At 65.1% G+C, this 24,503-nt stretch carries 18 protein-coding genes; 14 read left to right on the top strand and 4 right to left on the bottom strand.

The window, feature by feature from the left end:
• Positions 1–147 precede the first annotated feature (147 nt).
• The 6 genes from ABNX08_RS26360 to ABNX08_RS26335 all read left to right on the top strand — a co-directional run bounded on the left by ABNX08_RS26360 (position 148) and on the right by ABNX08_RS26335 (position 5,772).
• The gene (locus ABNX08_RS26360; protein WP_022538638.1) at positions 148–1,296 is read left to right on the top strand and encodes an acyl-CoA dehydrogenase family protein; all 1,149 of its coding nucleotides are present in this window, start codon (positions 148–150) and stop codon (positions 1,294–1,296) included.
• A gap of 29 nt (positions 1,297–1,325) precedes the next feature.
• Positions 1,326–1,841 carry a MaoC/PaaZ C-terminal domain-containing protein gene (locus ABNX08_RS26355; RefSeq protein WP_022538637.1) on the top strand — a complete coding sequence of 172 codons (516 nt, stop codon included), beginning with the start codon at positions 1,326–1,328 and terminating at the stop codon, positions 1,839–1,841.
• A 12-nt stretch (positions 1,842–1,853) separates the two neighbouring features.
• On the top strand, positions 1,854–3,065 hold the full coding sequence (locus ABNX08_RS26350) for a thiolase family protein (RefSeq protein ID WP_041681782.1): 1,212 nt from the start codon (positions 1,854–1,856) through the stop codon (positions 3,063–3,065).
• Between the two features lie 18 nt (positions 3,066–3,083).
• Positions 3,084–3,491: a Zn-ribbon domain-containing OB-fold protein gene (locus ABNX08_RS26345; protein ID WP_022538635.1), complete on the top strand. Its 408-nt coding sequence runs from the start codon at positions 3,084–3,086 to the stop codon at positions 3,489–3,491.
• A gap of 39 nt (positions 3,492–3,530) precedes the next feature.
• Positions 3,531–4,547, top strand: coding sequence for a tripartite tricarboxylate transporter substrate binding protein (locus tag ABNX08_RS26340; RefSeq protein WP_022538634.1), 1,017 nt, complete (start codon positions 3,531–3,533; stop codon positions 4,545–4,547).
• 67 nt (positions 4,548–4,614) lie between these two features.
• On the top strand, positions 4,615–5,772 hold the full coding sequence (locus tag ABNX08_RS26335) for a CaiB/BaiF CoA-transferase family protein (protein ID WP_022538633.1): 1,158 nt from the start codon (positions 4,615–4,617) through the stop codon (positions 5,770–5,772).
• 56 nt (positions 5,773–5,828) lie between these two features.
• Here the strand turns inward: ABNX08_RS26335 and ABNX08_RS26330 are convergent, their stop codons facing one another.
• Both ABNX08_RS26330 and ABNX08_RS26325 read right to left on the bottom strand, forming a co-directional pair.
• A complete protein-coding gene (locus ABNX08_RS26330; RefSeq protein WP_022538632.1) occupies positions 5,829–11,360 on the bottom strand; it encodes an ATP-binding sensor histidine kinase in 5,532 nt (1,843 codons plus the stop codon).
• A 371-nt stretch (positions 11,361–11,731) separates the two neighbouring features.
• Positions 11,732–12,805 carry a porin gene (locus ABNX08_RS26325; RefSeq protein WP_022538631.1) on the bottom strand — a complete coding sequence of 358 codons (1,074 nt, stop codon included), beginning with the start codon at positions 12,803–12,805 and terminating at the stop codon, positions 11,732–11,734.
• A 257-nt stretch (positions 12,806–13,062) separates the two neighbouring features.
• Here ABNX08_RS26325 and ABNX08_RS26320 point away from each other — a divergent pair, with 257 nt between their 5' ends.
• The 6 genes from ABNX08_RS26320 to ABNX08_RS26295 all read left to right on the top strand — a co-directional run bounded on the left by ABNX08_RS26320 (position 13,063) and on the right by ABNX08_RS26295 (position 20,012).
• Entirely contained in the window at positions 13,063–13,842 is a 780-nt protein-coding gene (locus tag ABNX08_RS26320; protein WP_022538630.1) for an IclR family transcriptional regulator, read from the top strand.
• A gap of 238 nt (positions 13,843–14,080) precedes the next feature.
• Positions 14,081–16,021 carry an AMP-binding protein gene (locus ABNX08_RS26315; RefSeq protein ID WP_051369965.1) on the top strand — a complete coding sequence of 647 codons (1,941 nt, stop codon included), beginning with the start codon at positions 14,081–14,083 and terminating at the stop codon, positions 16,019–16,021.
• Between the two features lie 89 nt (positions 16,022–16,110).
• Positions 16,111–16,941 (top strand): enoyl-CoA hydratase/isomerase family protein, encoded by an 831-nt coding sequence (locus tag ABNX08_RS26310; RefSeq protein ID WP_022538628.1) that lies wholly within the window; start codon positions 16,111–16,113, stop codon positions 16,939–16,941.
• Positions 16,942–17,066: 125 nt separating this feature from the next.
• Positions 17,067–17,663, top strand: a complete 597-nt coding sequence (locus ABNX08_RS26305) for a hypothetical protein (protein ID WP_041682074.1) — start codon at positions 17,067–17,069, stop codon at positions 17,661–17,663.
• Positions 17,664–17,834: 171 nt separating this feature from the next.
• Entirely contained in the window at positions 17,835–19,019 is a 1,185-nt protein-coding gene (locus ABNX08_RS26300; protein ID WP_022538626.1) for a CaiB/BaiF CoA-transferase family protein, read from the top strand.
• A 213-nt stretch (positions 19,020–19,232) separates the two neighbouring features.
• The gene (locus tag ABNX08_RS26295; RefSeq protein WP_022538625.1) at positions 19,233–20,012 is read left to right on the top strand and encodes an IclR family transcriptional regulator; all 780 of its coding nucleotides are present in this window, start codon (positions 19,233–19,235) and stop codon (positions 20,010–20,012) included.
• 27 nt (positions 20,013–20,039) lie between these two features.
• Here the strand turns inward: ABNX08_RS26295 and ABNX08_RS26290 are convergent, their stop codons facing one another.
• A complete protein-coding gene (locus tag ABNX08_RS26290) occupies positions 20,040–20,819 on the bottom strand; it encodes an IclR family transcriptional regulator (protein ID WP_022538624.1) in 780 nt (259 codons plus the stop codon).
• 299 nt (positions 20,820–21,118) lie between these two features.
• A complete protein-coding gene (locus ABNX08_RS26285) occupies positions 21,119–21,985 on the bottom strand; it encodes a tripartite tricarboxylate transporter substrate binding protein (RefSeq protein ID WP_374063715.1) in 867 nt (288 codons plus the stop codon).
• A gap of 349 nt (positions 21,986–22,334) precedes the next feature.
• Between ABNX08_RS26285 and ABNX08_RS26280 the strand changes: the two genes are divergently transcribed.
• Together ABNX08_RS26280 and ABNX08_RS26275 are read left to right on the top strand one after the other, a co-directional pair.
• On the top strand, positions 22,335–23,492 hold the full coding sequence (locus tag ABNX08_RS26280) for a CaiB/BaiF CoA-transferase family protein (RefSeq protein WP_022538622.1): 1,158 nt from the start codon (positions 22,335–22,337) through the stop codon (positions 23,490–23,492).
• Entirely contained in the window at positions 23,489–24,472 is a 984-nt protein-coding gene (locus ABNX08_RS26275; protein ID WP_022538621.1) for a tripartite tricarboxylate transporter substrate binding protein, read from the top strand. Before ABNX08_RS26280 ends, ABNX08_RS26275 begins: the two co-directional genes overlap by 4 nt.
• Positions 24,473–24,503 lie beyond the last annotated feature (31 nt).

Below are 24,503 nucleotides of genomic sequence, written 5' to 3'. Positions count from 1 at the left end.
CCGGCTCACTTCGATCCCACCGAATCGCCGCTTCGGAAAAGGCCAGTTGGCTTGCCGGCTGCACATCACTACGCTTCCAACACGCATCGCAGCAAGGGTTCGCTGCAATGCAGGCAGATGCCAACGCAAACCAATGGAGGCAATACAGTGCAATCGAATTTCCTGAATGAATCGCAGGCCTTGTGGCTGGATACCGTGAACCGTTTCATGGACAACGAGGTCACGGTCGAGTACGTGCGCAAGTGCGACCAGAACCGTGACTATCCCTACGAGGCCTACGACAAGATTGCCAGGCAGGGCTGGCTGGGGCTGCTGTTCACGGAGGAAGAGGGCGGTGCCGGCGGTGACATCTTCGACTACACCCTTATGGCCGAAGGCCTTGGCAAGTTCGGCTTCGATTTTGCTGCAGCGGTCCTGGTGCCGACCTTCACGGCGATGAACATCGCAAAGTACGGCACGGCCGCGCAGAAGGACAAGTACATCCAGCCATTTATCGAGGGCAAGATCCGCTTCTCCGTGTCGATCTCCGAGCCCGACGCCGGCTCCGATGCCTCCAACACGAAGACCCGCGCCCGTCGCGACGCGAACGGCGACTGGATCGTTTCCGGGCAGAAGCTGTGGTGCAGCGGCGCGGCGGCCAATGATACGGTCATCGCCATGCTGGTACGCACGGATGCCGACAACAAGCACGGCGGCCTTTCCGTGCTCCTGATTCCGAACACCACGCCGGGCCTCGTGATCAACAAGCTGCCGACGCTGTCGCGGCATGCGACCGGCACCACCGAGATCTTCCTGGACGAAGTGCGCGTGCCGGGCGATGCGATGCTCGGCGAGGAAGGCCAGGGCTGGGAAATCATCACCAAGCACCTGGAACTCGAACGTTGCTCGGTGGCAGCGGCCTACGTCGGCAACGCGCAGACGGCGGTGTCGACGGCGGTGCGCTATGCCCACGAGCGTATCCAGTTCGGCAAGCAGCTTTGGGACTTCCAGGTGCTCAAGCACATGCTGGCCGATTGCCAGACCCAGGTGGATGCAGCACGCCTGCTGTGCTACCGGGCCGCGCAGATGGCTGCCGCGGACGTGCCTTGCAGCCGTGAAGTGTCGATGGCCAAGCTGTACGGCTCGGAGACGCTGAAGCACTGCGCGCTGACCGGCATGCAGGTGCTGGGCGGCTACGCCAACCTGCCGGAAGCCGACATGGAGCGCTACCTGCGCGAAAGCGTCCAGTCCACCATCGGCGGCGGCACCTCGCAGATCCAGAAGACCATCATTGCCAAGTCCATGCGGATGGGCTGACAGCGCCAACACTTCAAGGAACCAGCAAAATGACCGACACGACCAAGCGCGCTATCAACAACCGCATCGACCAGACCTTTGACGAGCTGCAGGTAGGCCAGATCTTCCGCTCGGGCGGGCGCACCGTCACCGAAGCCGACGTGGTCAACTACTGCGCACTGACCGGCAACTGGATCGAGATCCACTCCAACACCCACTACGCCTCCAAGACCCGCTTCGGCCAGCGCCTGGTGCAGGGTTCGCTGACCTACTCGATCGTCACCGGCCTGATCCAGTTTGGCCTGGGCATCCAGGCGAACTACGGCATCGACAATATGCGCTTCCGCAGCCCGGTGTACATCAACGACACCATTTACGCGGTGTGCGAGGTGATCGGCAAGAAGGAGAAGGACGAGAAGTATGGCGTGATCAAGTTCCTCATCAAGGCGATCAACCAGAACGGTGACCTGCTGCAGCAGGGCGAATGGAGCCTGCTGATGCTGCGCAGCCGCGAAGACCTCGACGCGCTGATCGCGTCGTCGCTGCCCGAACTCAAGGCGGCCTGAGGCGTGGCGGCCATGTCGACCAAGCCAGTGGCAGCCATCGTCGGGATGGGCGACGCCTACGCGTCCCGCGCGAATCGCAAAGACCCGCTGCAGCTCGCCGCCGAAGCCACGCGGCGCGCGCTGCAGGACGCGGGCATCAGCAAGGACCAGGTCGATGCCGTGTACACCGGCCGCTCGCCCTGGGCGGACAAGCGCTCGCAGTGGAGCAACATCTTCATCTCGCATATGCAGATGCCGGTTAAGCGCACCAGCGAGATCACCATGCACGGCGCCGGGCTAACGGCGACGCTGGCGGTGGCCTCGGAGATGATCGCTGCGGGCCAGGCAGAGTACGTGCTGTGCCTGCAGAGCGACGCGACCGAGCTGTTTGTCGATGCCGTGGCGATGGGTGCCGAGGCCGATGCCGATCCGCAATTCGAGGTGCCGTATGGCCCGATCATCCCTGCGCTATACGGCCAGGCTGCGTGCCGCTACCTTCATGAGTTCGGCCTGACCGAGGCGGACCTCGCGGAGGTGGCGGTGGCCAACCAGCGCTGGGGCGTGCATCACCCGCATGCTGCCAAGGCGCGCTTCGGCGAGATCGACCGCGAGACCGTGCTGGCCTCGCCCTATGTCGCCACGCCGCTGCGGCGCTGGATGTGCTCCACCTGGGGCGGCGGCACCGGCGGCGCGCTGGTGGTCACCTCGCCGGAACGGGCAAAGGCGGCGTGCAACCCCATCTACCTGATGGGCTACGGATCAGCCACGACGCACGAGTACCTGGGCGATCGCATGAACATGCGGTCGTGCAAGTTCCCCGAGCTCGGCCCGATGCCCAACCTGACCTACACCGCAACGGCGGCGGCGGCGAGGCAGGCCTATGCCATGTCGGGGCTGTCGCCGGCTGACATCGACATGGCGCAGATCTCGGTGAACTTCGCGCACATGGGGCCGATCGTCATGGAAGACCTGGGCTTCGCGAAGAAGGGCCGGGGAATCGACCTGTACCGCGAAGGACGCACCGGTGTGGACGGCGACCTGCCCACCGACACCAACGGCGGCTGGCTGTCGTTCGGCCAGCCGGGCATCTCCTGCAACATGGACAGCATGGTCGAGGCCGTGCGCCAGTTGCGCGGCGAAGCGCTCGGGCTGGCGCCCGCGCGCCGGCCGAAGACAGTGCTGGTGCAGGGTGCCGGGGGCATGCTGGCCGCTGGCAGCGTGCTGCTGCTGTCTTCCTCCACCTGATTTCCATCGGAGCCAGTGATGATCCAAACGCAAGACGGCTGGCCGCAGCCGTACCAGCTTCTCGATGCCAGGCCCTACTGGGAAGGCCTGGGCGCCGGACTGCTGAAATACCAGCGTTGCGGCGGATGCGGCCAGGCGGTCTGGCCGGCCCATTCCTTCTGTCCGCACTGCAGCGCCGACCAGCTCGCATGGGAAGTCTCCGCCGGACGCGGCAGGCTGTATTCGTACAGCACCGTGATGCGGGGGCCGACGCCGGCCTTTGCCGCGATCGCGCCGTACACGGTCGGCTTTGTCGAAATGGACGAAGGCTATTTCCTGTTCACGCAGATCGAAGGTCCGCCCGAGTCGATGCAGATCGGCAACCGCGTGCACGCGCGCATGATCGAACGCGGCGGGCAGGCGCTACCGGTGTTCGCCCAGGACTGACGCAGCGCACGACATATAACGCATAGAACGGAGAGAGACATGACAGTACGACTAGCAGCGGCCGGCCGCCGCCGCTGGCTTCGGCTGGCGGGTGCCGCCGGCCTGGCCGCCTGTGCGGCGCTATCCCTTCCCAGGCCGGCCGCGGCCGCGGAATGGCCGACCCGGCCTGTGAGGATCGTGATCGCGGTCGCGGCGGGCTCCACCGGCGATATCCTGGCCCGGACCCTGGCGCAGCGCCTCGAAGGCATCTGGAAGCAGCCGGTGATCGTCGAGAACAAGCCCGGAGCGGGCGGTGTCATCGGCACTGAATATGTCGTCAACGCCACAGATGGCCATACCCTCCTGCTGGGCACGCAAAGCTCGATCCTGCCCAAGTTCACCACCAGGAACCTGAAGTTCGACCCGATGACCGACCTGGTGCCGGTGTACAAGGTCATCAACTACCAGCTCGTCATCGCGGTGAATGCAGAAACCGCCCCGAAAGCGAAGACGCTGCGCGAACTGGTCGACCTGAGCAAGGGCAGCCCCAACGGGCTGTTCTTCGCCGGCACGGGCCAGACTTCGGTCTTCAACCTGACCATGGCCCTGCTCAACAAGTCGCTGGGCCTGAAGTACACGCCGCTGGACTTCAACAGCATCGGCGCCATGAATCTCGCGGCAATGCGCAACGACGCGCAGTTCCTGGTCAACACGCCGAGCTCGATGAAGTCGCAGATCGACTCAGGCAAGCTCAAGCCGCTGGCTGCCATCAGCGCCGAGCGTTACGCCAGCTTCCCTGAGCTGCCGACACTGGCCGAGGCGGTGGGCTACAAGGGCTACTTGCCGCTGCTGTGGGCTGGCATCTTTGTCCCGAAGGGAACGCCGGCGGCGGTGGTGGACCGCATTGCGCACGACTTCAGCACGCTGGAAGCGGACAAGGCATTCCGGAGCAGCATCGAGTCGCGCCTGAGCGGCCGCATGGTGGCGTCGTCGCCGTCTGCGTTTGCGAAGCAACTTGCTGAAGAGGCCAACGTCTGGAAGAACCTCTTTGCTGAAATGAACTACAAGCCGGAGTAGCCATGTCTGACAGAGGCCCGGCCCGCCGGGCCCGGAACAGGCCAGCGATTCCCAGGAGACAAAAGCCATGGCGCAAACGCCAGCCGGGCCCCTTGCGGGCATCAAGATCGTGGAACTGGGCGGCATCGGCCCGGGGCCGTTCTGCTGCATGTTGTTGTCGGACCTGGGCGCCGACATCATCCGCATCGACCGTCCGTCACCCTCCGACGGCGGCGCGCCGGTCGAGGCACGCTTCGACCTGCTCAATCGCGGCCGCCGCAGCGCGGCCATGGACCTCAAGCAGCCAGAAGCGGTCGCAACGGTGTTGCGGCTGGTCAGCCAGGCCGACGCCGTAATCGAGGGCTTCCGCCCCGGCGTGGCCGAACGGCTCGAGCTGGGCCCGGACGATTGCCACAAGGTCAACCCGCGACTGGTCTACGGCCGCATGACCGGCTGGGGGCAGGACGGGCCGCTGGCCCAGGAACCGGGGCACGACATCAACTACATCGCGCTGACGGGCGTGCTGCATTCCGTCGGCAAGGCCGGCGAGGCGCCGTCGATCCCGCTCAATCTCGCGGGCGATTTCGGCGGCGGCTCGCTGTACCTGGCGCTGGGCGTGGTGAGCGCCATCCTCGAGAGCCGCATGTCGGGGCGGGGCCAGGTGGTGGATGCCGCGATGGTGGACGGATCCGCATCGCTGATGACGCTGATCTACGGCCTGAGGGCAGCAGGGTACTGGACCGACGAGCGCGGCACCAACCGGCTCGATTCTGGCGCGCCCTGGTACAACGTGTACGAGACGAAGGACGGCAAGCATGTCGGCATCGGCGCCAATGAGACGCGTTTTTATCGCAACGCCGTGAAGCTGCTCGGGCTCGACGTCGACAAGCTGCCCGGCCAGCACGACCGCGCCGGCTGGCCGGCGATGCGCGGGCAGTTCGCCGCCGCGTTCCGGACTCGCACCCGCGATGAGTGGGCGGCGCTCGCTGGCGGTGCCGAGACCTGCATCACGCCCATCCTGTCGATGGGGGAGGCCCCCCACAGCATCCACCTGCAGGCGCGCAAGACCTTTGTCGAAGTCGAGGGCGTGGTGCAGCCCGCGCCGGCGCCACGCTTCAGCCGCACGCCGGGAAGCATCCAGCGGCCGCCGGCCCGCCCCGGACAGCACACGGACGAGGTGCTGGGCGACTGGGGGTTCTCCGCGCAGGAGCTTGCGGCGCTGCGCGACGCGGGTGCGATCCGCTGACGCCTGCTGCGGCAGCGGCCGCTTTCGGGGCCGCTATCTGGCCCGTTCGCTGCGTATCACGCTGAAACGGCTGGATGGGCGGGCACCGTGAACCGAAAGATCGCGCCGCGGGGCACGTTCGCGCTCGCCCACAATCGGCCGCCGTGTGCTTCGATGATCGAACGGCAGATGGACAGCCCCATCCCCAAGCCGGTGGACTTGGTCGTGTAGAAGGGGGCGAAAATGTGCTCGGCGCTGTGTGGGGCAAAGCCCGGCCCCGAATCGCTCACCGCCACGAGCACGCAGCCAGCGTCCGCGTCATCCCCCGTACTGATCAGCAATTCCCGCACGCCGTCGCCGACACCCCCCATAGCCTCCATCGCGTTGATGAGCAAGTTGAGGAGGACTTGCTGCAATTGGACCCGATCTCCTTGAATGAGCGGTAATCGGTCCGCGAGATGCGTCTGCACTGAGGCGCCGTGCTTCCGTGCTTCCCCACGGGTGAGCTCAATCACTTCGTGGATTGCCTTGTTGATGTCCAACGGTTCCTTCAGTGGTGGCGCTTTCTTGACCAGTTCACGGATGCGGCCAATCACGGCAAGCGCTCGATTGCCGTCGTTGACGATACGGCTGAGCACCTGCCGAATCTCCTCCAGGTCAGGCGGCTGGGCGCTCAGCCACCGCAGCGCAGCCTGGGCATTGGTCACCGTCGCGGCGATCGGCTGCTTGATTTCGTGAGCAATCGAGGACCCGAGCTGCCCCATCGTGGCGACGCGGTTCGCATGTGCCAATTCCGTCTGCACCTCGCGATAGCGTCGCTCGCTCTCGCGGACGCTTTCCTCCGCCTGCTTGCGCTCGGTCAGATCGAGCACGAAAGCGACACCTTCCTTCCGACTTGCTTCGAACGTGGCCGCACCGACCATGACGGGCACGCGGCTGCCGTCCTTTTTGACAAACTCTTTCTCGAAGGGCTGCGCGCGCCCCGTCTCCCCGATCTCTCGTAGCGCTCGTTCGTCGCCCTCGCGCCATTCCGGCGGTGTCAGATCCCTCCAGCGTACGCAACCTGCGACGAGATCGTCACGCGCGTATCCCACCATGCGAAGAAATGCGTCATTGGCCTCAAGGATGTCACCACCGGCATTCCAGACGATGATCCCGATGATGTTGGCGTCGACGAGGCGCCGGATCTTCGCTTCGCGCTCCACGAGTTCGTGGTACAGATGGGCGTTTTCCAGCGCGATCGCGGCCTGCGAGGCCACCAGCCTCAGTACGGCGATGCGAGCGGGGGTGAACACGCGCGTAGTGAGATTGTTTTCGAGGTAAAGCGCACCAGTGAGCTTCGCCTGATTCATCAACGGCAAGCAGAGAATGGAACGAGCACGTTGCTGACCAATGTAAGGATCTGCAGCAAACGATGGATCGGCCACGGCATCGTCGAGGATCACGCTCTCCCGGGTCCGCAGGACGTAATAGAGGACAGACTCCGGCAGCACCGCCGCGGTCACGGGCTCGTCCTGTAGATGCACGACGACAGTTTCGCCGCCAGTCGTCGCTTCCGCGGTTATCCGTTGTTCGCCGCCGTCCGGAAGAATCAACAGACCTCGTTCGGCGCCTGCCTGTTCAATCGCCGTACGCATGACCATCTCGATCAGCTTTTCCAGGACGATGTCTCCCGAGACCGCCTGCGACACCTTAATCACGGTCGCGAGATCGAGGTGTTCGACCGGCGTCGCGATCGTGCCCGTTGGGCCGGGCGCGAGCTCTTTCGTTCTGAGGTGCGGATACATCTGCTCGAGTTGCCGCACCTTCCCCTCGGCTCGCCAACGCAGGTAGCAGTAGCGAGCGTTGTGCAAATAGGTCTCGGCGATGACCTCGAATTCACGCGCCGCGTAGAATCGCGCGGCGAGTTCGTTGGCAAGCGCCTCGATGTGCAGAAAGCCGTTTGCGCGTGCCGAGCGGATGGCCTGTTGGTAAAGGCGCATCGCATCAAAATTGCGGTCTTCGATCCGGGCAATCTCCGCGCCCACCAGCGCGGCGCGGTTCTCGAAATTTTCCGGGCAATTCTCCGCCCAGACCTTCAGTTGCCTGTGATGCGTAGCCAGAGCATCCAGGTGTTGTTGTCGCTCGTGGGCTAGTCCGGAATCGCAGCAGGCGGCGTGGGACAACGCGCCGTAGAAGTGATATTCGGCTTCCTCGAAGAACGAGGCCGTGGTCCAGAGCAGCCCTTGCGCCATCGCTGCGGCGTCCATGGCCGTCGCATGGTCGCCGGCGATACAGCGCGCCTGCAACTTCCGGATCCAGTACCAGCACGCGGCAATCGCCAGTTCCGGATTCTCTGAAAAACGGCGCTCGATCCGAAGTTCATCAAACTGACTATCGTCAAAGCAACCAAATTCTGGCGTGAGTCCCCGGAGAGTCCGAATCAGCGCGACTTGCGTTGAGATGATGTCAATGGCAAGGCCGAACCGCGACTTCTCCGCGAACGCGAGGCCGTGTTCGGCTTCGGTTTGCGCCTCGGACAGCGACTCGCCGGAAAAAATAAGGTTCGAGTTCAGATCGTTGCGCGTGTAGGCGGCATACTGGAGATCACCGACGCGGTTCGCCGCTTCGAAAGCGCGGCGCTGCAGATCACGGCAAGCCCCCACGTGTTTCATCCAGGGCACGACAAAAAGCGCGAAGCAAACAAAGGTTCTCGCCTCGAGGCGTTTTAGCCCGCGCCGTTCGACGAGGTCGTAGCCTAGCTGGCCGAATCGGAATCCGGCCTTGTAGTCGCCGAAATGCGGTCCTGCGATTCTGATGAGAATGACATAGGCGAAACAGGAAGCATCGCAGTTGCCGCGCTCAAGGCTCAGACTGACCGCCTTGCAGATGGTCAGGGAAGCCAGGTTCTCATCGGTGTACAAGGCCGGCGTCCAGAGCTTCATCAGAACATCGATGGTTGCCAGGGACGCCGGGTCCTCCATCAGCGGCAAATCGATAAGATCGTCGATTGCCCGGTCCCCAAGGGTTGACCAGATGCGCTCGTATTCGCGTCGTACCGCTTCGTCTTTCGGATGGGGCGACCACTCGATACCGAAGTGCCGGAGGCAACTGAGGCCGACGATAATGGCGCGGCTGCTCTGATCGAGGACCAGGCAGACATCCATGTGCAAGCACGCGACGATGGCTTGTTCGACCGTCGTCGTGGCGTGATCTGACAGTGCCGCCAGGCGCTCGTCCGCAACAGATAACTCGCCGGTCAAGAATTCGCATTCGGCCCGGTTCAGCTCCAGCGCGAAGATTATCTCGTGGTGGCGGTCCCAGCTATCCTCCGCCAAGAGCGCCACGCCGATATTGAGATAGGTGAGCGCCGAGGCATAGGCGGTGGACCCCTTGGCCCGCTTTCCCGCAATCAGGTTGAGCTCGGCGAGTTGGTCCCGTTCCTCTTGCTGCGTGATCAGCGCAGCGCCGCGGTTGAGCTGATTGACGATCTCGAAGATCGCCTCCTCCCGCTTCTCGGCGGGAGTTCGCGTGACGAGCAGGCGACCGATCCGGAGATGGACCTCAGCGCGCATTGCTTTCGGGATCAGTGAATAGGCGGCTTCCTGGACACGGTCATGAATAAACTTGTAAGAGCCCTCCAGGCGCTCGACCAGTTCCTGACGGACGGCCTCCCAGAGAACCGTATGGACCTGCTTCTCCGAGGTCGCGAGAACGGTCGACAATATCGGGATCTCGGCGATGTTGCCGAGGCAGGCAAGCTGCTGCACCGCGTGTTGTGTTTCGACTGGCAAGCGGCTCAGTTTGCTGACCATCAGATCCACGACATTGTCGGTGTAACCTTTGGCGTGAATGCGATCGAGATCCCAGGCCCAGCACATCGCGTCATGATCGAAGTGGAACAAGCCCTCTTCGGCGAGCGAGTAGAGAAACTGAATCACGAAGAACGGATTGCCGGCGGTCTTCTCATGCACCAGCTGCGCCAGCGGCGCGACGCGCGCCGGTTCGCAGCAAACCGAATCCGCAATCAACTGCCCGAGATGTTCACGGGCAAGCCGTGCAAGCGCGATCTCCTCTACCTTCCCGCCAGCGTTCCTGATGGCTTGCAGCTTGCGCATCAACGGATGCGCGGCATCGACTTCATTGTCCCGATAGGCGCCGATCACCATCAGGTGCTGCAGGTCCGACCGTGTCAGCAGATCCTCCAGCAAGTCGAGCGTCGCCGCGTCGAGCCATTGAAGATCATCGAGGAAGAGAGCCAGCGGATGTTCCGGCCGGGCGAAAACACCAATGAATCGGCGAATCACGAGCTGAAAGCGGCTTTGCGCCTGCTGCGGCTCAAGCTCCGGCACCGGCGGCTGGTCACCCGTGATGAGCTTCAGCTCGGGGATGAGGTCGGTCATGAGCCGCGCATTCGGCTCCAGGGCCTCCAGCAGCGCGCCGCGCCAGCTCGCCAGTTCGGTGTCCCGCTTGCCGAGCAGCGGCCGCACCAGGCTCTGGAAAGCCTGCACCAGCGTCGAATAGGGAATGTCGCGCTTGTACTGGTCGAACTTGCCGGATGCAAAGAGCCCCCGCGGCGGCACCAGCACCTTGTGCAACTCATTGACGACGGAGGTTTTTCCGATGCCGGAATACCCCGAGACCAGCACCAGTTCCGTTGCGCCGCTTGTGACCACGCGGTCGAAGGCCGCGAGCAACGTATCGACCTCGCGCTCCCGGCCGTACAGCTTCTCGGGGATCACCAGCCGGTCGGGCGTGTCGTGTTCCCCCAGCGGGAACGCATCGACCTGGCGATCGCGCTCCCAGCCAGCGAGGCAGCGTCGCAGATCCTGCTCGGCGCCGGCCGCGGTCTGGTAGCGCTCCTCGGCCGTCTTGGCGAGCAGCTTCATGACGATGTGGGAGAGCGGAGCCGGTACCGGCGTCAGGCGCTCGCTGGGCGGCACCGGCTTTCGGGCGATATGGCAGTGCACCCATTCCATCGGGTCGGCCGCCGAAAAAGGCAGCGCGCCGGTGAGCATCTGGTAGAGCACGACGCCGAGCGAATAGAGGTCGCTGCGCGAATCGATGGAGCGATTCATCCGACCGGTTTGTTCGGGCGCCATGTAGGCGAGCGTGCCGGCAATGGTTTCGGGCGGCTCGGGCGCCTGGTGCTCGCGCGGCAGCCGCGAGGCGATGCCGAAGCCGGTGAGCCGCGCCCGTCCGTCCGTGCAGTTCACGAGGATATGGGCGGGCTTGAGGTCCTTATGGACGAGGCCGCGCTGATGGAGTTGGCCCAGCGCCGCCGCGATGCCGACGGCGAAGTGCAAGACACTCCCCACCTCCATGGGCGCGGCGAGCAGCCGCTCGAGCGGCTCCCCCCCCGGATCCTCGAGCACCAATAAGGTCCGGCCGTCTTCGCGCAGAAGCTCCAGCGGCCGCACCGCCCACGCGCTATCGAGTTCATCCTTCAGCCTGAATTCGTGAGCGAGGCGATCGAGGCTGGCGGACGATGGATAGTCGGCGGCGGGCCGCACAATCAGAACGTTGTCGGCGCCGCTATTGCCCGGGCGCTGGCCTCGACAGAAGACGCGCTCGCCGTCCTCCCACAAGATTTGAAGGCTTAGGCTGTTACCCATCGGCGCTGAAACCATGTGAAGGGTTCATCTTGCACTTTGCTGCAGGCTGCTGCCCGGCGTTGGGCCAAGAGGACGCCACATTCGTCCGCCACAACCGGGCAGGATGCGCTCAGAACGCCATTTGCGCCACGGCATTTACGCAGCATCGACGCTGCAGCGGTAGGCGTCTCCCTAGATTACACCTTGATGATTCGTCCACCGGCCGGGTTGGGTCGGCAAGTGACCTTCGTTCACGCCGGAAATCGGTGACGAGCCCAAAAAAATTGCGCCTGGTCGCGGTATGACACGCGAGCAGGCGCCAGTTCCCTTTACCTCTTCCCTTTTCTGCTTCTTGTCTGGTTGCCCCGGTCGCGCCGCATTGAAGCGACACGGCCGGAGCCAATCCGTCAGAACTTATGGCGAATATTGACCATGACCCCCGTCTGGTTCTCGCCCGGCGTGATGGTGCTGCCGAAGCCGTTCAGGCCAAGGTTGGAGTTGTCCTTGTTGCGCACGTACCCCACGTTCAGGAAGGCATCGGTGCGCTTGGACAAGGCGTAATTGGCCGACGCGACCAGCATCCACGGATCCTGTCCGTTACGCCGGTTATTCAGGTAGTAGCCCGCGCCGGTCAGGGTGAGGGCGGGCGTGGCCTGGAAACGGTAGCCCAGCCAGAACAGGTCGTTGCGACGCGCGACACCGATATCGCCGTTGAACCAGCGATAGCCGGACAAAACCGTCGAGCTGCCGAAGCTGAAGTTGGCCGCCGCCGCGATGCGCCGGTCGGTCTGGCCGGAGCTCTGTCCGGTGATGCCACGCGTGCCTTGTTGCTGGTCATAGATCACGGTGGCGCCGAAGTTGCCGCCGGCGTATTCCAGGCCGCCGCCAAACGCACGGTCGCTCTTGACGTCGCCGGGTACCTCGGTGCCGAGCGACGTGGTGCCGCCGCTGGTGATGCTGGTACCGCGGGCAAAGCTGTACAGGGCGGTTGCGGTGACGGGGCCGAACTTGCCCGTGTACTTGGCCGTGTTGTCGTAGCGGCCCGCAAGGTTGGTATCGATCGACAGCGCCGAATAGCGTGCCGCCAGCACCATCGGTTCATAGTTGATCAGCAGGTCGAAGAGGGCGTTCTGCTGCCGGCCGAGCGTGACGCGGCCCCACTTGTGGTCCAGGCCCACGAACGCCTGGCGGCCGAACAAGCGGCCGCCCTGGCTGGATACACCGCTGTCGAGATCGAAGCCGCTCTCCAGCGCGTAGACCGCTTTCATGCCGCTGCCCAGGTCCTCCACGCCGCGCAAGCCCCAGCGCGAGCCCGACACGTTGCCGGACGTCATGCGAAACAGCTTGTCGCCGGCGGCATTGGCGTGGCTCAGGTATTCCAACCCGATATCCGCGACGCCATACAGCGTGACGGACGATTGCGCGGCGGCGAATGGTGCAGCCATGGACAACAGCACTGCTGCGTAATACCGACTCTTCATAGGGCTCCTCCGTTGTGGTCTTGTATGTGTGCGGAGTCTGTGAGATGTCGTGCGATGGCGTCAAAGCCCATGCGACAACTGTGCCGTGCAATGAAATTGAAGACACTTGGAGTACCTGCCGGTGCGGGTAAACCTCATGGAAGCTGGCGGTCCTTGCTGCCAGAATGGACCTAACAACCGTAAGGGACGAGGGGTGCGGATGCAGGCGCGTGCGCGCGCGTGACGATGTTCCCTTCTGCAAGCTGTACGGAGTCGCAATGAATCCTTCCTCACCCGTCACCATGACGCTGGAGCGTGGCCTCCAGGTACTGCGCGCCTTCCGCGCGGAGCGCGTGCCCCTGACCAACGGCGAACTGGTGCGCCGGACGGGCCTGTCCAAGTCCACGGTGTCGCGCCTGACCATGACGCTGGTCAGCATGGGCTTCCTGCGCCGCGTGGCGGGCGGGCCGCAATTCGAGCTGGCCAGCGGCCCGCTCGGCATTGGCCACGCCTACCTGGAAACCAACGCGGTCACGCGGCTGGCCCATCCGTTCATGCAGCAGCTGGCCGACCGCCTCAACGTTTCGGTGGCGCTGGCGGTGCCCGACCAGCTCGACATGCTCTATGTCGCGTATCGCACCAGCACGCGCATCGCCACGCTGCGGCTGGGCACAGGATCGCTGTTGCCGATGGGGCTGACGGCGATCGGGCGGGCGTGGCTGTGGGGATTGCCCGAGGACACCCGGGCTGGCTACATTGCATCCGTGGTAGAGGCAGCGGGGCCGCAGGCCGAAGAGGTGCAGAAGAACATCGAGGCGGCGTTCGAGGACCTGCGCACGAGCGGCGTGTGCATGTCGGTCGGCGAATACCAGCGCAATGCCTATGGCATCGCGCTGCCGCTCAGGGTGGGGCGCGCGGACACGCTGATGGCGCTGAACTGCGGGGCGGTCGAACTCCGGCCGGACGTCGATGCGATCCGGGCGCGCATCGTGCCGGAACTGACGACCGCAGCGGTGGAGCTGATGGTGCTGCTGCGCGATGTCGGCAGTGAGGCTTAGCGGGCCGGGGCCGGGGCCGCGTTCCGTGCTCTGGAAGCCATTGTCCGGGCCGCGGGCAGGCGCGGCGCTCCGGACCGCGCCACGGCATTCCAAAGTACGGCACAACACCGCTGCGTTGATTGACTTGCCTCGGTGCGTCGCGCACGCTGGACCTATGCGATGGCGCTCCTGATACAGCATGAACTGTCTTGACCACATCGCGCCGCAGCAACCGTGCAACCCATACGCTGGATTTTCGATGAGTGACTCTCTGCACAATGACTGGATCCCTACGGGAGACGATATCGCCACGGCGAACGTGTCGGCGCTGGTCGCGCGCCTGGGCCTGAAGGATTACGACGAACTGCTGGCCTTCTCCAACGAGAAGCCCGACGCCTACTGGGACGCCGTCATCGACTTCTGCGGGATGGTGTGGGACGTTCCGTACGTGCAGTACGTGGACGCTTCCAAGGGCAAGCCGTTCCCGAAGTGGTTCCCGGGCGGGCAGCTCAACTGGGTCAAGTCCGCGCTCAAGTGGGCGGACGATCCCGCGATGGCATCGCACACCGCCGTGGTGGCCGAGAAAGAGGGCGGCGCGGTCGAGCAACTGAGCTATGCCGAGCTGGCGCGCAAGGTGGCCGGCTTTGCCGGCGGCCTGAAGGCGCTCGGCGTCAAGCGCGGCGACCGCGTTGGCCTGCTGATGGAAAACGGCGTCGAGGCGACAGTGACCTCGCTGGCCATCGCCTGGATCGGCGCGGTGACCGTGCCGCTGTTCAGCGGCTTCGGCGTCGATGCGATCGTGTCGCGCCTGTCGTCGTGCTCGGCCAGCGCGCTGGTGGCCACCACCGGCTTCTCCCGCCGGGGCAAGTGGGTTGATACGCGCAGCCTGGTCGACGAGGCGCTGTCGCGCCTGCCGGACATCGGCACCACGGTCTGGAAGCATGCGGGCGAAGCGATCGCCTTCGGCGACAAGGTACTGGACTGGCGGCAGGTGGCCAGCGCGCAGCCGGATGCCGCGCCCGAGCGGATGTCGCCGGACGATCCCTTCATGATCATCTATACCTCCGGCACCACCGGGAAGCCCAAGGGCACCGTGCATACCCACGGCAGCTTCCCGATGAAGATCGCGCACGATTCGGCCATCCATTTCAATGTCAGCCCGAAGGATGTGTTCTGCTGGCCGGCGGACATGGGTTGGGTCGCCGGCACGCTGGTGATGTCGTGTGCGCTGCTGCGCGGCGCGACGCTGGTGTGCTATGACGGCGCACCGGATTACCCGGACTGGTCGCGCATGTCGCGCATCGTCGAACGCTACGGCGTGACGCACTTCGGCTCGGCGCCGACGCTGATCCGGGGCCTGGCCGCCAACGAGGCCATCGCCACGCAAGGCGATACGTCGACGGTCAGGCTGCTGATCACGGCCGGCGAGGGCATCGATCCTGAACACTTCCTCTGGTTCCAGAAGGCGTTCGGCGGTGGCCGCCGCCCGGTCATCAACTACACCGGCGGTACCGAGGTATCCGGGGCGCTGCTATCCAGCGTGATCGTCAAGCCGATCAGCCCGGCCGGGTTCAATACCGCCTCGCCGTCGGTGGCCGCCGACGTTGTGGATGCGGATGGCAAGTCGCTGACCAACACCGTGGGCGAGCTGGCGATCCGCCGGCCGTTCGTCGGCATGACGCAGTCGTTCTGGCAGGACGACGAGCGCTATCTCGACACCTACTGGCACACCGTGCCGGGCATCTGGGTGCACGGCGACCTGGCGCTGCGCCGCGACGACGGCACCTGGTTCATGATGGGCCGCTCCGACGACACCATCAAGCTGGCGGGCAAGCGCCTTGGCCCGGCCGAGATCGAGGACGTGCTGCTCGAACTGCCCGAGATCGCCGAAGCCGCCGCGATCGGCGTGGAGGATCCGGTCAAGGGGCAGAAGCTGGTCGTGTTCCTGGTGCCATCGGCTGCCATGCCGCAGTCGAACGAGGCACTGGCGGCCGCTGTCAGCAAACATGTCGACGGCCGGCTGGGGCGCCCGTTCCGCCCGTCCGTGGTCCACGTGGTCGCGCAGCTGCCGAAGACGCGCAGCTCCAAGATCATGCGCCGCGTGATCCGCAGCGTTTACACCGGCCTGCCTGCCGGCGACCTGTCCGCGCTGGACAACCCGCCGGCACTTGAAGAGATTCGCGCCGCTGCCGCGCATTGACGCCGCCGTGAGGGCGTCATTGATTGACGGGAGCGTGTGTATTTCCTTGTTCGCTGGACACGCCCCCGCACTTTTATTCAGGAGATTCCATGTCGAAAAGCAATGCCGCCGCGGGCGCGGCCTATGAGAACTATTCGAGCCTGGCGTTTGACCGCCCCGGCGAGGGCGTACTGCGCATCACGCTGAACCGTCCCGAGCGCCTGAACGCGCTGGATGCGCGCGGCCATGACGAGATTGCCCGCGTGTGGCGCGATATCGATGCCGACCCGAGCGTGAGCGCGGTGGTGCTGTGCGGCGCGGGCAAGGCCTTTTCCGCCGGTGGCGACTTCGAGATGGTCGAAGAGATGATCGACTCCTTCGACGCGCGCGCCCGCGTCTGGCGCGAGTCGAAGGACCTGGTCTACAACATCATCAACTGCTCCAAGCCGATCGTTTCGGCCATCCACGGCTCCGCTGTCGGTGCCGGGCTGGTTGCAGCGCTGCTGGCTGATATCTCGGTGGCGGCGCGCACCGCGCGGCTGGTCGATGGCCATACGCGCCTCGGCGTTGCCGCCGGCGACCACGCCGCGATTGTGTGGCCGCTGCTGTGCGGCATGGCCAAGGCCAAGTACCACCTGCTGCTGTGCGAGCCGGTGAGCGGCGAGAAGGCGGAGCAGATGGGCCTGGTGTCGCTGGCCGTGGATGAGGCAGAGCTGCAGGACACGGCGGTGTCGATCGCCACGCGTCTGGCCAATGGCGCGCCGTCGGCGATCCGCTGGACCAAGTATGCGCTGAACAACTGGCTGCGCCAGGCAGGCCCGACCTTCGATGCTTCGCTGGCGCTGGAGATGTTCGGCTTCGGCGGCCCCGAGGTCAGGGAAGGCGTTGCCTCGTTCCGCGAGAAGCGCGCTCCGGTGTTTCCGCGCACGACCACGGCCTGAGCGGGAAGGGCGCGGCACGCTGTGGTGGCGGCGAACGGGGCGTTCGGAAATTGCACAGGCAGGAAATCGGCCTTGCGGCGATGATATCCATCGTCGCATCGTCCCTCACCACCTTCCGAGCCAACATGCGCGTTCATCTGCAATCCCACATGCACGTCAGCCTGCAGCGGCTGTTGCTGGCCTTTCCGCTAACGGTCGCCGTCACGCACGGCAGGCTGGTGATCAGGCGGCGCGGGTACGAACGCCTGCTGTCGCCGGGGCAGGAGGCTGCCATCGCCCCCTTCGAAGCCATCGACCTGCACCTGGACGGAAGCAGCGTGCAGCCAGCCGCCTGTAGCCTGGAGATCCAGGGCATGGTGCCGGCCGCCGTGCAGGCATCGCTGCATCACCGCATCTGCAAGCGGGTATTCCTGCAGCCGCAGTACGCCTGGAGCGCGGCCTTTATCGCCGAACGGCTGGATATTTCGACTGCGCAGGTGCGCCGCACGCTGTTCTCCCAGGGCACGGCCCTGACCGATCTTTGCCGCACGCAACGGCTGATGCGGGTGCTGTTCGAAGCCATGGCGGGCGACGTCGCGATGTCCAATCTTGGGCGCTTTGCCGGCTGGCCTGCCAATAGCGACCTCGACTCTGCTTTCTACGATCGCTTTGGCTTGACGATGGATGCCGCGCGGCGGCTGGCACTGCATCGCTCGCCCGAGCAGCGCCGCTCGGTGGCCTGATCCGGGCGGCGCGGCGCGCCCGTTTCCGCATCGCCCCGGCGCGGCATTTCCGAAGTACGGAACGCCTCGGGCGCCTTGATTGACTGGCAAGGGGCCGACGGTCACGATCGATTCCACCAGGCCCCGCCTTATGCGGGCGCGGCAGCCAGTCAAATATGGAAACGAACAAAGATGTCCAAGGTGCTTGAAGGTATCCGCGTCCTCGATTTCGGACGCTTCATTGCCGGCCCTTTCTGCGCAGCGCTGCTCGCGGACTACGGTGCCGACGTCATCCGCATCGATCGGGTAGGTGGCAGCGAAGACCGGTTCATCGTGCCGGTCACGGACTCGGGGGAGGGGGCGCTGTTCCTGCAGTGCAACCGCAACAAGCGCTCGATCACGCTGGACATCGACAGCGAGGAGGGCCGCGAGGTGGTGCGCCGCCTGGTGGAGACGGCCGACGTGGTGGTGGCGAACATGCCGCCGAAAACGCTGGCGAACCTGGGGCTGGATTATGCGACGCTGAGCGCGATCAATCCGGGCATCATCCTGACCGCTTCGACGGCCTTCGGCTCGCATGAAGGCGCGGGCCACCGGGTCGGCTTCGACGGGGTGGGGCAGGCGATGAGCGGTGCAGTCTATATGTCGGGCACGCCCGACAGCCCCACCAAGGCGATGGTGCCTGTCGTCGACTTTTCCACGGCTTTGTCGTGCGCGCTCGGCACGGTGATGGCGCTCTATGAGCGGCGCAACAGCGGGCGCGGGCAATGCGTCGAGGCGTCGCTGCTGCAGACGGCGCTGAACCTGTCCAGCGGCGCGCTGATCGAGGAAGCGGCGCTTGCCATCGACCGGCAGGCGATGGGCAACCGCAGCCCCTCCTATGGGCCCTCGGACATCTTCCGCGTGGCCGACGGCTGGATCATCGCCCAGGTGATCGGGCAGCCGCTGTTCCGGCGCTGGGCCAACCTGATCGGCGCGCCGGAGCTGGTGGACGATCCCCGCTTCAGCGACGACCTGCGGCGTGGCGAGCACGGTGAGTTCTTGAGCGACCTGATGGGCAAATGGTGCGCCAGCCGCACCCGCGATGACGCGCTGCGGGAACTGGAGAAGGCCAAGATCCCGGCAGCGCCGATCTATTCCCCGCGCGAGGCACTGGATGATGCGTCGATCCAGGAGTCCGGCGCTTACATCTGGCTCGACTATCCCGGCCTGCCGCGCAAGGCGCCGATCGTGGCCCCGCCAGCGGTGCTGTCGCGCACCCCGCCTGAGGTTGCGCGGCGGCCGCCCACGGTCGGTGAGCACACCGAAGAAGTCCTTGCCGAGGTCGGCTTTGACCGCGCGCAGGTGCAAGCCATGCGCAAGGCAGGCATCGTCTGACAACGCCGTCGCACCATGGCAATTCGCGCTACGCGATTCCCCGGTTCGCCAGTGACTACTTGAGCGCAACCGGGCCGCTCCACTAGCATCGATTCAGAGTAAGCGGGCTCCGCCTCCAGGGAACGACGAACAGGTCCGGCAGCGCATGTCGCATGCAGGCCAGCTTCATCCGGCGTCCGCAAGCTACCTGACGTGTGTGACGGAGACGCAGCCATGATGCAAACGAGACGGGATGTCGCCAAGGGAGACGTGAGGGTGGTTCCACTGGCCCGAGGCCTGGCTGTGCTGTCCGCATTCAGTGCGGCACAGCCGTGGATGGGCAATCATGAGATTGCCGTGGAGACGGGCCTGCCGGCACCCACAGTGTCCCGGATGGTGCATTCCCTGGCGGCGTTGGGGTATTTGCGCTATGACGAGACCCAGCGCAAATACCGGCTCGCCGCGGCCGCATTGACCCTTGGCTACGCGGCTGTGGCAGGCGATGGGGTGCAACACGCCGCCCGCGTTGAAATGCAGAGGTTTGCCGATGCCAGTGATACCCACGTCATTCTGGGAACGCGCGACCGGCTCGATGTCATCGTCAACGAATCGCAGGCTGGCAAGAACGTGCAGCTCGACACCCACCTTGCGACAGGGATCCGCGTGCCGATCGCTTCGTCCCCGATGGGCTGGGCGCTTCTTGCCGCGTTGCCTGAACAGGAGCGCTTCTACCTCCAAAGCAACGTCGAACGCAAGAGCGGCCGGGACTGGCCAGCGCTGCGCAGGCAGATGGCCGAAGGCATGTCACAGCTTCACGAGTTCGGCTTCTGCATGTCGTTTTGCGGTCGCGAGCTGGCTTCGGTTGCGGTGCCCGTCCGCGTGCCCGGGCATCCGTCGGTGGTGCTGGCCTGTGTCGGCCGCAGCATGAACCGCGCGAGGGTGGAGAGGGAACTGGGCCCCAGGCTGGCCGCGACAGCGCATGCCCTGGAGGAGCGGCTCAGCGTGCATCACTGATGGCGCGATGGTGGACCCCGTCCACCATCAGATCTGTGCATCGGTATCCCGAAGCAGGTCGACAAGCTCGGCTGCCGCGGCTTTCAGCATTGGCGCGATACGTTGTGTAATGGCGGTCATGTCCGGCTCAAGCGCAACGGCGCCGCAACTCAGCGACATCAGTGTTGCCGAACGTCCCACCGTGACCGGAAGTGCAATCCCATATGCGTTGCGCTGATAGGTGCCCAGGGACGTGCATACGCCAAGGGTCTGGAGATCCTGGAAGGCCGCCCCGATGCCGCGTTCGAGTTCGCCGGCACGCGCGCCGGCGGCATGCTTGAGGGCTTCCAGATAGTCATGCCGGTCGTCAGTCCGCAAGCCCCATAGCCAGGCTCGGCCGCTCGCCGTCCAACCCATCGGAAGCAGCGATCCGACGCCGAGGCGCAGGGTCGAAATGCGGGAACTGGTCCGATGCGCGATGTACAGCATATCGAGCTGGTCGGGCACGGCGAGCGAGACGGACACGTTGAGCCGGTCCGCCAACGCCTGCATGAATGGATGCACGCGCTCGGTGACGGGGTTGGTTTCCAGGTAGGTGTCCCCGATGTCGAGAGAACCCGATGCCAGTTCGAACTGCGTGCTGCCGGCTACGCGGCGAATAAAGCCCAGCGCGACCAGGGTGGTGGTCAGGCGCGATACCGTTGCTTTGGACAAGCCAGTGCGCCTGACGAGTTCGGCATTTGTCAATGGCGTACGTTCGGCACGGAAGGCGCGAAGCACATGCAGGCCCCGCTCCAGGGTCATCGTGATTTGCGCGGGACGTGTCATGAATGCTTGCCCTTTCCGTGCGCCGCTGCCGGTGGCGTGCTTATCGGTTCTCTTTTCCGCGCCGGCGTGCGCTGCGTTTTCCATACCGCTGAGACTGATGGTAAGGGCGCCAACCGCGCGGCTCAAATGCCGATTGGCGAGGCCACGATTACCGGAATGCGAACGCACCGCGTGCCACGGATTCGCGGGTAACGAATCGGGACTTCGTGGTTTGTCATTTGATGCGGCGCGGCAAGGCTTTTACGATTCCAGTACTCATTGATCCGGCCTTGACGCCGGTTCGCCTGCGGGTCGCAACGTCAGGATTCTTTCGAAAGTTGCGAGATTCGCTTCCAGTGCGCATCCTCCTTCGGCAACTCAGAGAGAAACTGGCGGCGATCCGCGATGTCGACGTACATCGACTGATGCGCGCAGAACGCCTTGAACGCGGACGACTGGGCGATACGAACCAGTTCGTCGGACAGGCGTTCCACGACTGGCGCCGGCGTCGCCACAGGTGCCAGGGCCGCGATCCACGACGCCACCTGGAAGCCCGCAACCCCAGCCTGCGCCGCGGTCGGAACATCCGGGATCTCGAGCCATCGCCCGGGGCTGGTGACGGCGAGCCCGCGCAGCTTCCCTGCCTTGACCATCGGCACCACGCTTGGTGCCCCCTGGCTGGTGAAGTCCACCTGGCCGGCGATGACGTCTGTCACGGCGGGGCCGTTACCCTTGTAAGGGACATGCTTTGCGCGCGTCTTCGTCAGGTCGTTCAGCATCACGGAGCAAAGATGAGAGGTGCTGCCCGCTCCCCCGGATGAAAACGTGATCTCGCCCGGCTTGCGCTTCATGGCCGCGATCAGGTCGCCCAAGGTCTTGTAGGGCGAATCGGCCTTGACCACGATGCACAGCGCGGAACTGCTCACCCTGGCAAGCGGAACAAAGTCCTTGACCGGATCGAATGTGACCGGGCCATCGACAAACCACCGCGTGGTCAGGTGCGGAACACCGGCGAACAGCAGCGTATGCCCGTCACCGGCCGCCTTGGCAACGGCGTCGGTGCCGATAAGGCCGCCGGCGCCGGCGCGGTTGTCCACCATGACCGGGGTCTTCAGGCTCTTTGCCAGCGCCTCGGCGACGAATCGCGCGGTGATGTCGACCGCCGTGCCCGGCGAGGCCGGCACCACAATGCGAATCGGCCGCGACGGGTATTGCTGTGAAAAGGCCGTCGGCGCGCAAACGGCGGCCCCTAGTGACGCCACGGATGTCAGGAAATGCCTTCTGCTGAACATACAGTCTCCTCTGCTATGCCTCGAAGATAGGCCCGGCCAGCGGGCCCGGCAATCAGCGCTGGCGCACCGTTCCGTGCTTTGAGTACAGGCGGACGTTTCGATGCACGGAACGCCGTGGGCTGGCAAGTTGAGTTCCGGGGGGACTGGGCGCACGATCGGAACGTGCCGCCTCTCGGAGGCGCGGACGCTTTCGCGCCCATTGCAGTCGTGCGCGAAAACACGATCCAGATACCAGGAGACAATAGTGGGACCACTTGCTGGAGTGCGCATCGTGGAGCTGGCGGGAATCGGGCCGGCTCCCTTTTGCGCCATGTTGCTTGCAGACCTCGGCGCGACCATCATCCGCGTTGACCGGAAAGAGCCATCGGGGCTGGGCCTGTCACGGCCGCTGCAGTTTGATCTGGTGTTGCGCAACCGCAAGTCGATTCAGGTCGACTTGAAGGATCCGGCGGATCTGGAGTTGGTGCGTTCCCTGATCGACAAGGCTGACGCCCTGATCGAGGGGTTCCGCCCCGGTGTCACCGAGCGGCTCGGGCTCGGTCCTGACGCGTGCCTTGCGCGCAATCCGAAGCTGGTATACGGCAGGCTGACGGGCTGGGGCCAGGATGGGCCGCTGGCCCAGACGGCAGGGCACGATATCAACTACATCGCCATCACCGGACTGCTCAATGCGATCGGGCGCGAGGGCCAGGCGCCGACGGTACCGCTCAATGTCGTTGGCGACTATGCGGGCGGCTCGGTCTATGCCGCACTCGGTATCGTGAGTGCCCTCCTGGAGGCACGTTCCTCCGGCAAGGGCCAGGTCGTGGATGCCGCCATCGTCGATGGCGTGGCGTCGCTGCTGACCGTGCATACCGGGCTGCGCGCGGCAGGCCTGACGGGGCCGGACCGGGGCACCAACCTGCTGGATTCGGGAGCGCCTTTCTACGATGTCTACGCGTGCGCCGACGGCAAATACGTGTCGATCGGTCCGATCGAGCCCAAGTTCTATCAGCAGCTTCTCGAGCGGCTGGAACTGGATGCGTCTGCGCTGGGCAAGCAGGCGGACCGTGCCGACTGGCCGACCGCCCGCCGCGTGTTTGCGGCGCAGTTCATGACGCGAACCCGTGCGCAGTGGACCGAACTGCTGGAAGGCAGCGACGTGTGCTTTGCGCCCGTGCTCGACCAGGAAGAAGCCTTTGCGCATCCGCATCTGAAGGCGCGCGGCACCTTCGTTGAGGTGGATGGCGTGATGCAGCCGCGCCCGGCGCCGCGCTTTTCGCGCACCAGCCCGGCCGATCCGGTTCCCCCGGCTGCCGCGACGCCGGAGAACGCCGCGCAGGCACTGGCGGAATGGCTTTCCAAAGAGGAGCTCGATCACCTGGCCGCCGCTGGCCTCTTCCAGAAGGAGGCAACGCGATGATGACACGCCGCACCTTCCTGCAGTCGCTGCCGGGGCTGGCGGCTGTACCGGTATCGTTCCCGGCTTCGGCGCTGGCCCAGGCCTATCCGTCCCACCCGGTGCGAATCATCGTGCCGGTCAGCCCCGGCTCGGGCAGCGATGTCGTGGCGCGCTACATGAGCGCTGAGTTGACGAAGCTCCTGGGCTCACCGTTTGTCGTGGAAAACCGCCTTGGCGCAAGCGGGATCATCGGCACCGATTTCGTGGCGAAGGCGCCCCCGGATGGCTACACGCTGCTGTGCACGTACGCCGCGCACTATTCGAACCAGTGGGTCGAAAAGACGCCGTACGATGCGGTCAGGGACTTCGAGCCGGTCGCCCGGCTGGGCATGTCGGCGTTGCTGCTGACTACCGCGGCCAATTCGCGGTTCCGCACGGTTCAGGACGTCATCGCAGCGGCCAGGCGCAAGCCCGGGAGCGTGTCCTTCGGATCCTCCGGAAACGGCACCACGTCCCACATGGCGGCGGCGCTGATGAGCAGCATGGCCGGCATCGAAATGACCCACGTCCCGTACAAGGGGCCGGCGCAGGTCGCGGTCGATACGGCGAGCGGCCAGGTCGACGTCGGCTTCGGCGGCGTGGCCTCGTCGCTGGCGCTGGTCAAGGCGGGCCGCCTGCGCGTGCTGGCGGTCACCAGCCTGCAGCGCTCGAGCCAGCTTACGAGTGTCGTGACCATGGACGAGGCCGGCCTGAAGGGCTATGAGCTGATCTCGCCGATCTGGGTCATGGCCCCGCGGGGCACACCGCCTGCCATCGTCACGCAACTGTCCAAGGCCATGACGGCGGCTGCCGCGACGCCCGCTTTCAAGTCTTACTGTATCGGGCAGGGACTGGAGGTCGACATCGCGGATGCTGCCGCGGTTCGCGCCAATGCACCGGCTGAACTGGAGCGGTGGAAGAAGCTGGTAGCCCTGACGGAAGCCAAGGCAAAGGCCGGGTGATATGGAGTGCGAGCCGACGCAGGTCGGCTCG

The sequence above is a fragment of the Cupriavidus sp. DF5525 genome (assembly GCF_040149425.2).
Classification (GTDB): Bacteria; Pseudomonadota; Gammaproteobacteria; order Burkholderiales; family Burkholderiaceae; genus Cupriavidus; species Cupriavidus pickettii_A.
Note: the sequence above shows the minus strand (reverse complement) of the source record. Positions and strands in the feature narration are given on the sequence as shown.

Coding starts and splice junctions, on each gene's coding strand:
- ABNX08_RS26300 (WP_022538626.1), top strand. CDS start 17,835: ATGTCCAAGGTGCTTGAAGGTATCCGCGTCCTCGATTTCGGACGCTTC.
- ABNX08_RS26305 (WP_041682074.1), top strand. CDS start 17,067: ATGCGCGTTCATCTGCAATCCCACATGCACGTCAGCCTGCAGCGGCTG.
- ABNX08_RS26320 (WP_022538630.1), top strand. CDS start 13,063: ATGAATCCTTCCTCACCCGTCACCATGACGCTGGAGCGTGGCCTCCAG.
- ABNX08_RS26330 (WP_022538632.1), bottom strand. CDS start 11,360: ATGGTTTCAGCGCCGATGGGTAACAGCCTAAGCCTTCAAATCTTGTGG.
- ABNX08_RS26275 (WP_022538621.1), top strand. CDS start 23,489: ATGATGACACGCCGCACCTTCCTGCAGTCGCTGCCGGGGCTGGCGGCT.
- ABNX08_RS26335 (WP_022538633.1), top strand. CDS start 4,615: ATGGCGCAAACGCCAGCCGGGCCCCTTGCGGGCATCAAGATCGTGGAA.
- ABNX08_RS26290 (WP_022538624.1), bottom strand. CDS start 20,819: ATGACACGTCCCGCGCAAATCACGATGACCCTGGAGCGGGGCCTGCAT.
- ABNX08_RS26340 (WP_022538634.1), top strand. CDS start 3,531: ATGACAGTACGACTAGCAGCGGCCGGCCGCCGCCGCTGGCTTCGGCTG.
- ABNX08_RS26325 (WP_022538631.1), bottom strand. CDS start 12,805: ATGAAGAGTCGGTATTACGCAGCAGTGCTGTTGTCCATGGCTGCACCA.
- ABNX08_RS26310 (WP_022538628.1), top strand. CDS start 16,111: ATGTCGAAAAGCAATGCCGCCGCGGGCGCGGCCTATGAGAACTATTCG.
- ABNX08_RS26345 (WP_022538635.1), top strand. CDS start 3,084: ATGATCCAAACGCAAGACGGCTGGCCGCAGCCGTACCAGCTTCTCGAT.
- ABNX08_RS26350 (WP_041681782.1), top strand. CDS start 1,854: ATGTCGACCAAGCCAGTGGCAGCCATCGTCGGGATGGGCGACGCCTAC.
- ABNX08_RS26355 (WP_022538637.1), top strand. CDS start 1,326: ATGACCGACACGACCAAGCGCGCTATCAACAACCGCATCGACCAGACC.
- ABNX08_RS26295 (WP_022538625.1), top strand. CDS start 19,233: ATGATGCAAACGAGACGGGATGTCGCCAAGGGAGACGTGAGGGTGGTT.
- ABNX08_RS26315 (WP_051369965.1), top strand. CDS start 14,081: ATGAGTGACTCTCTGCACAATGACTGGATCCCTACGGGAGACGATATC.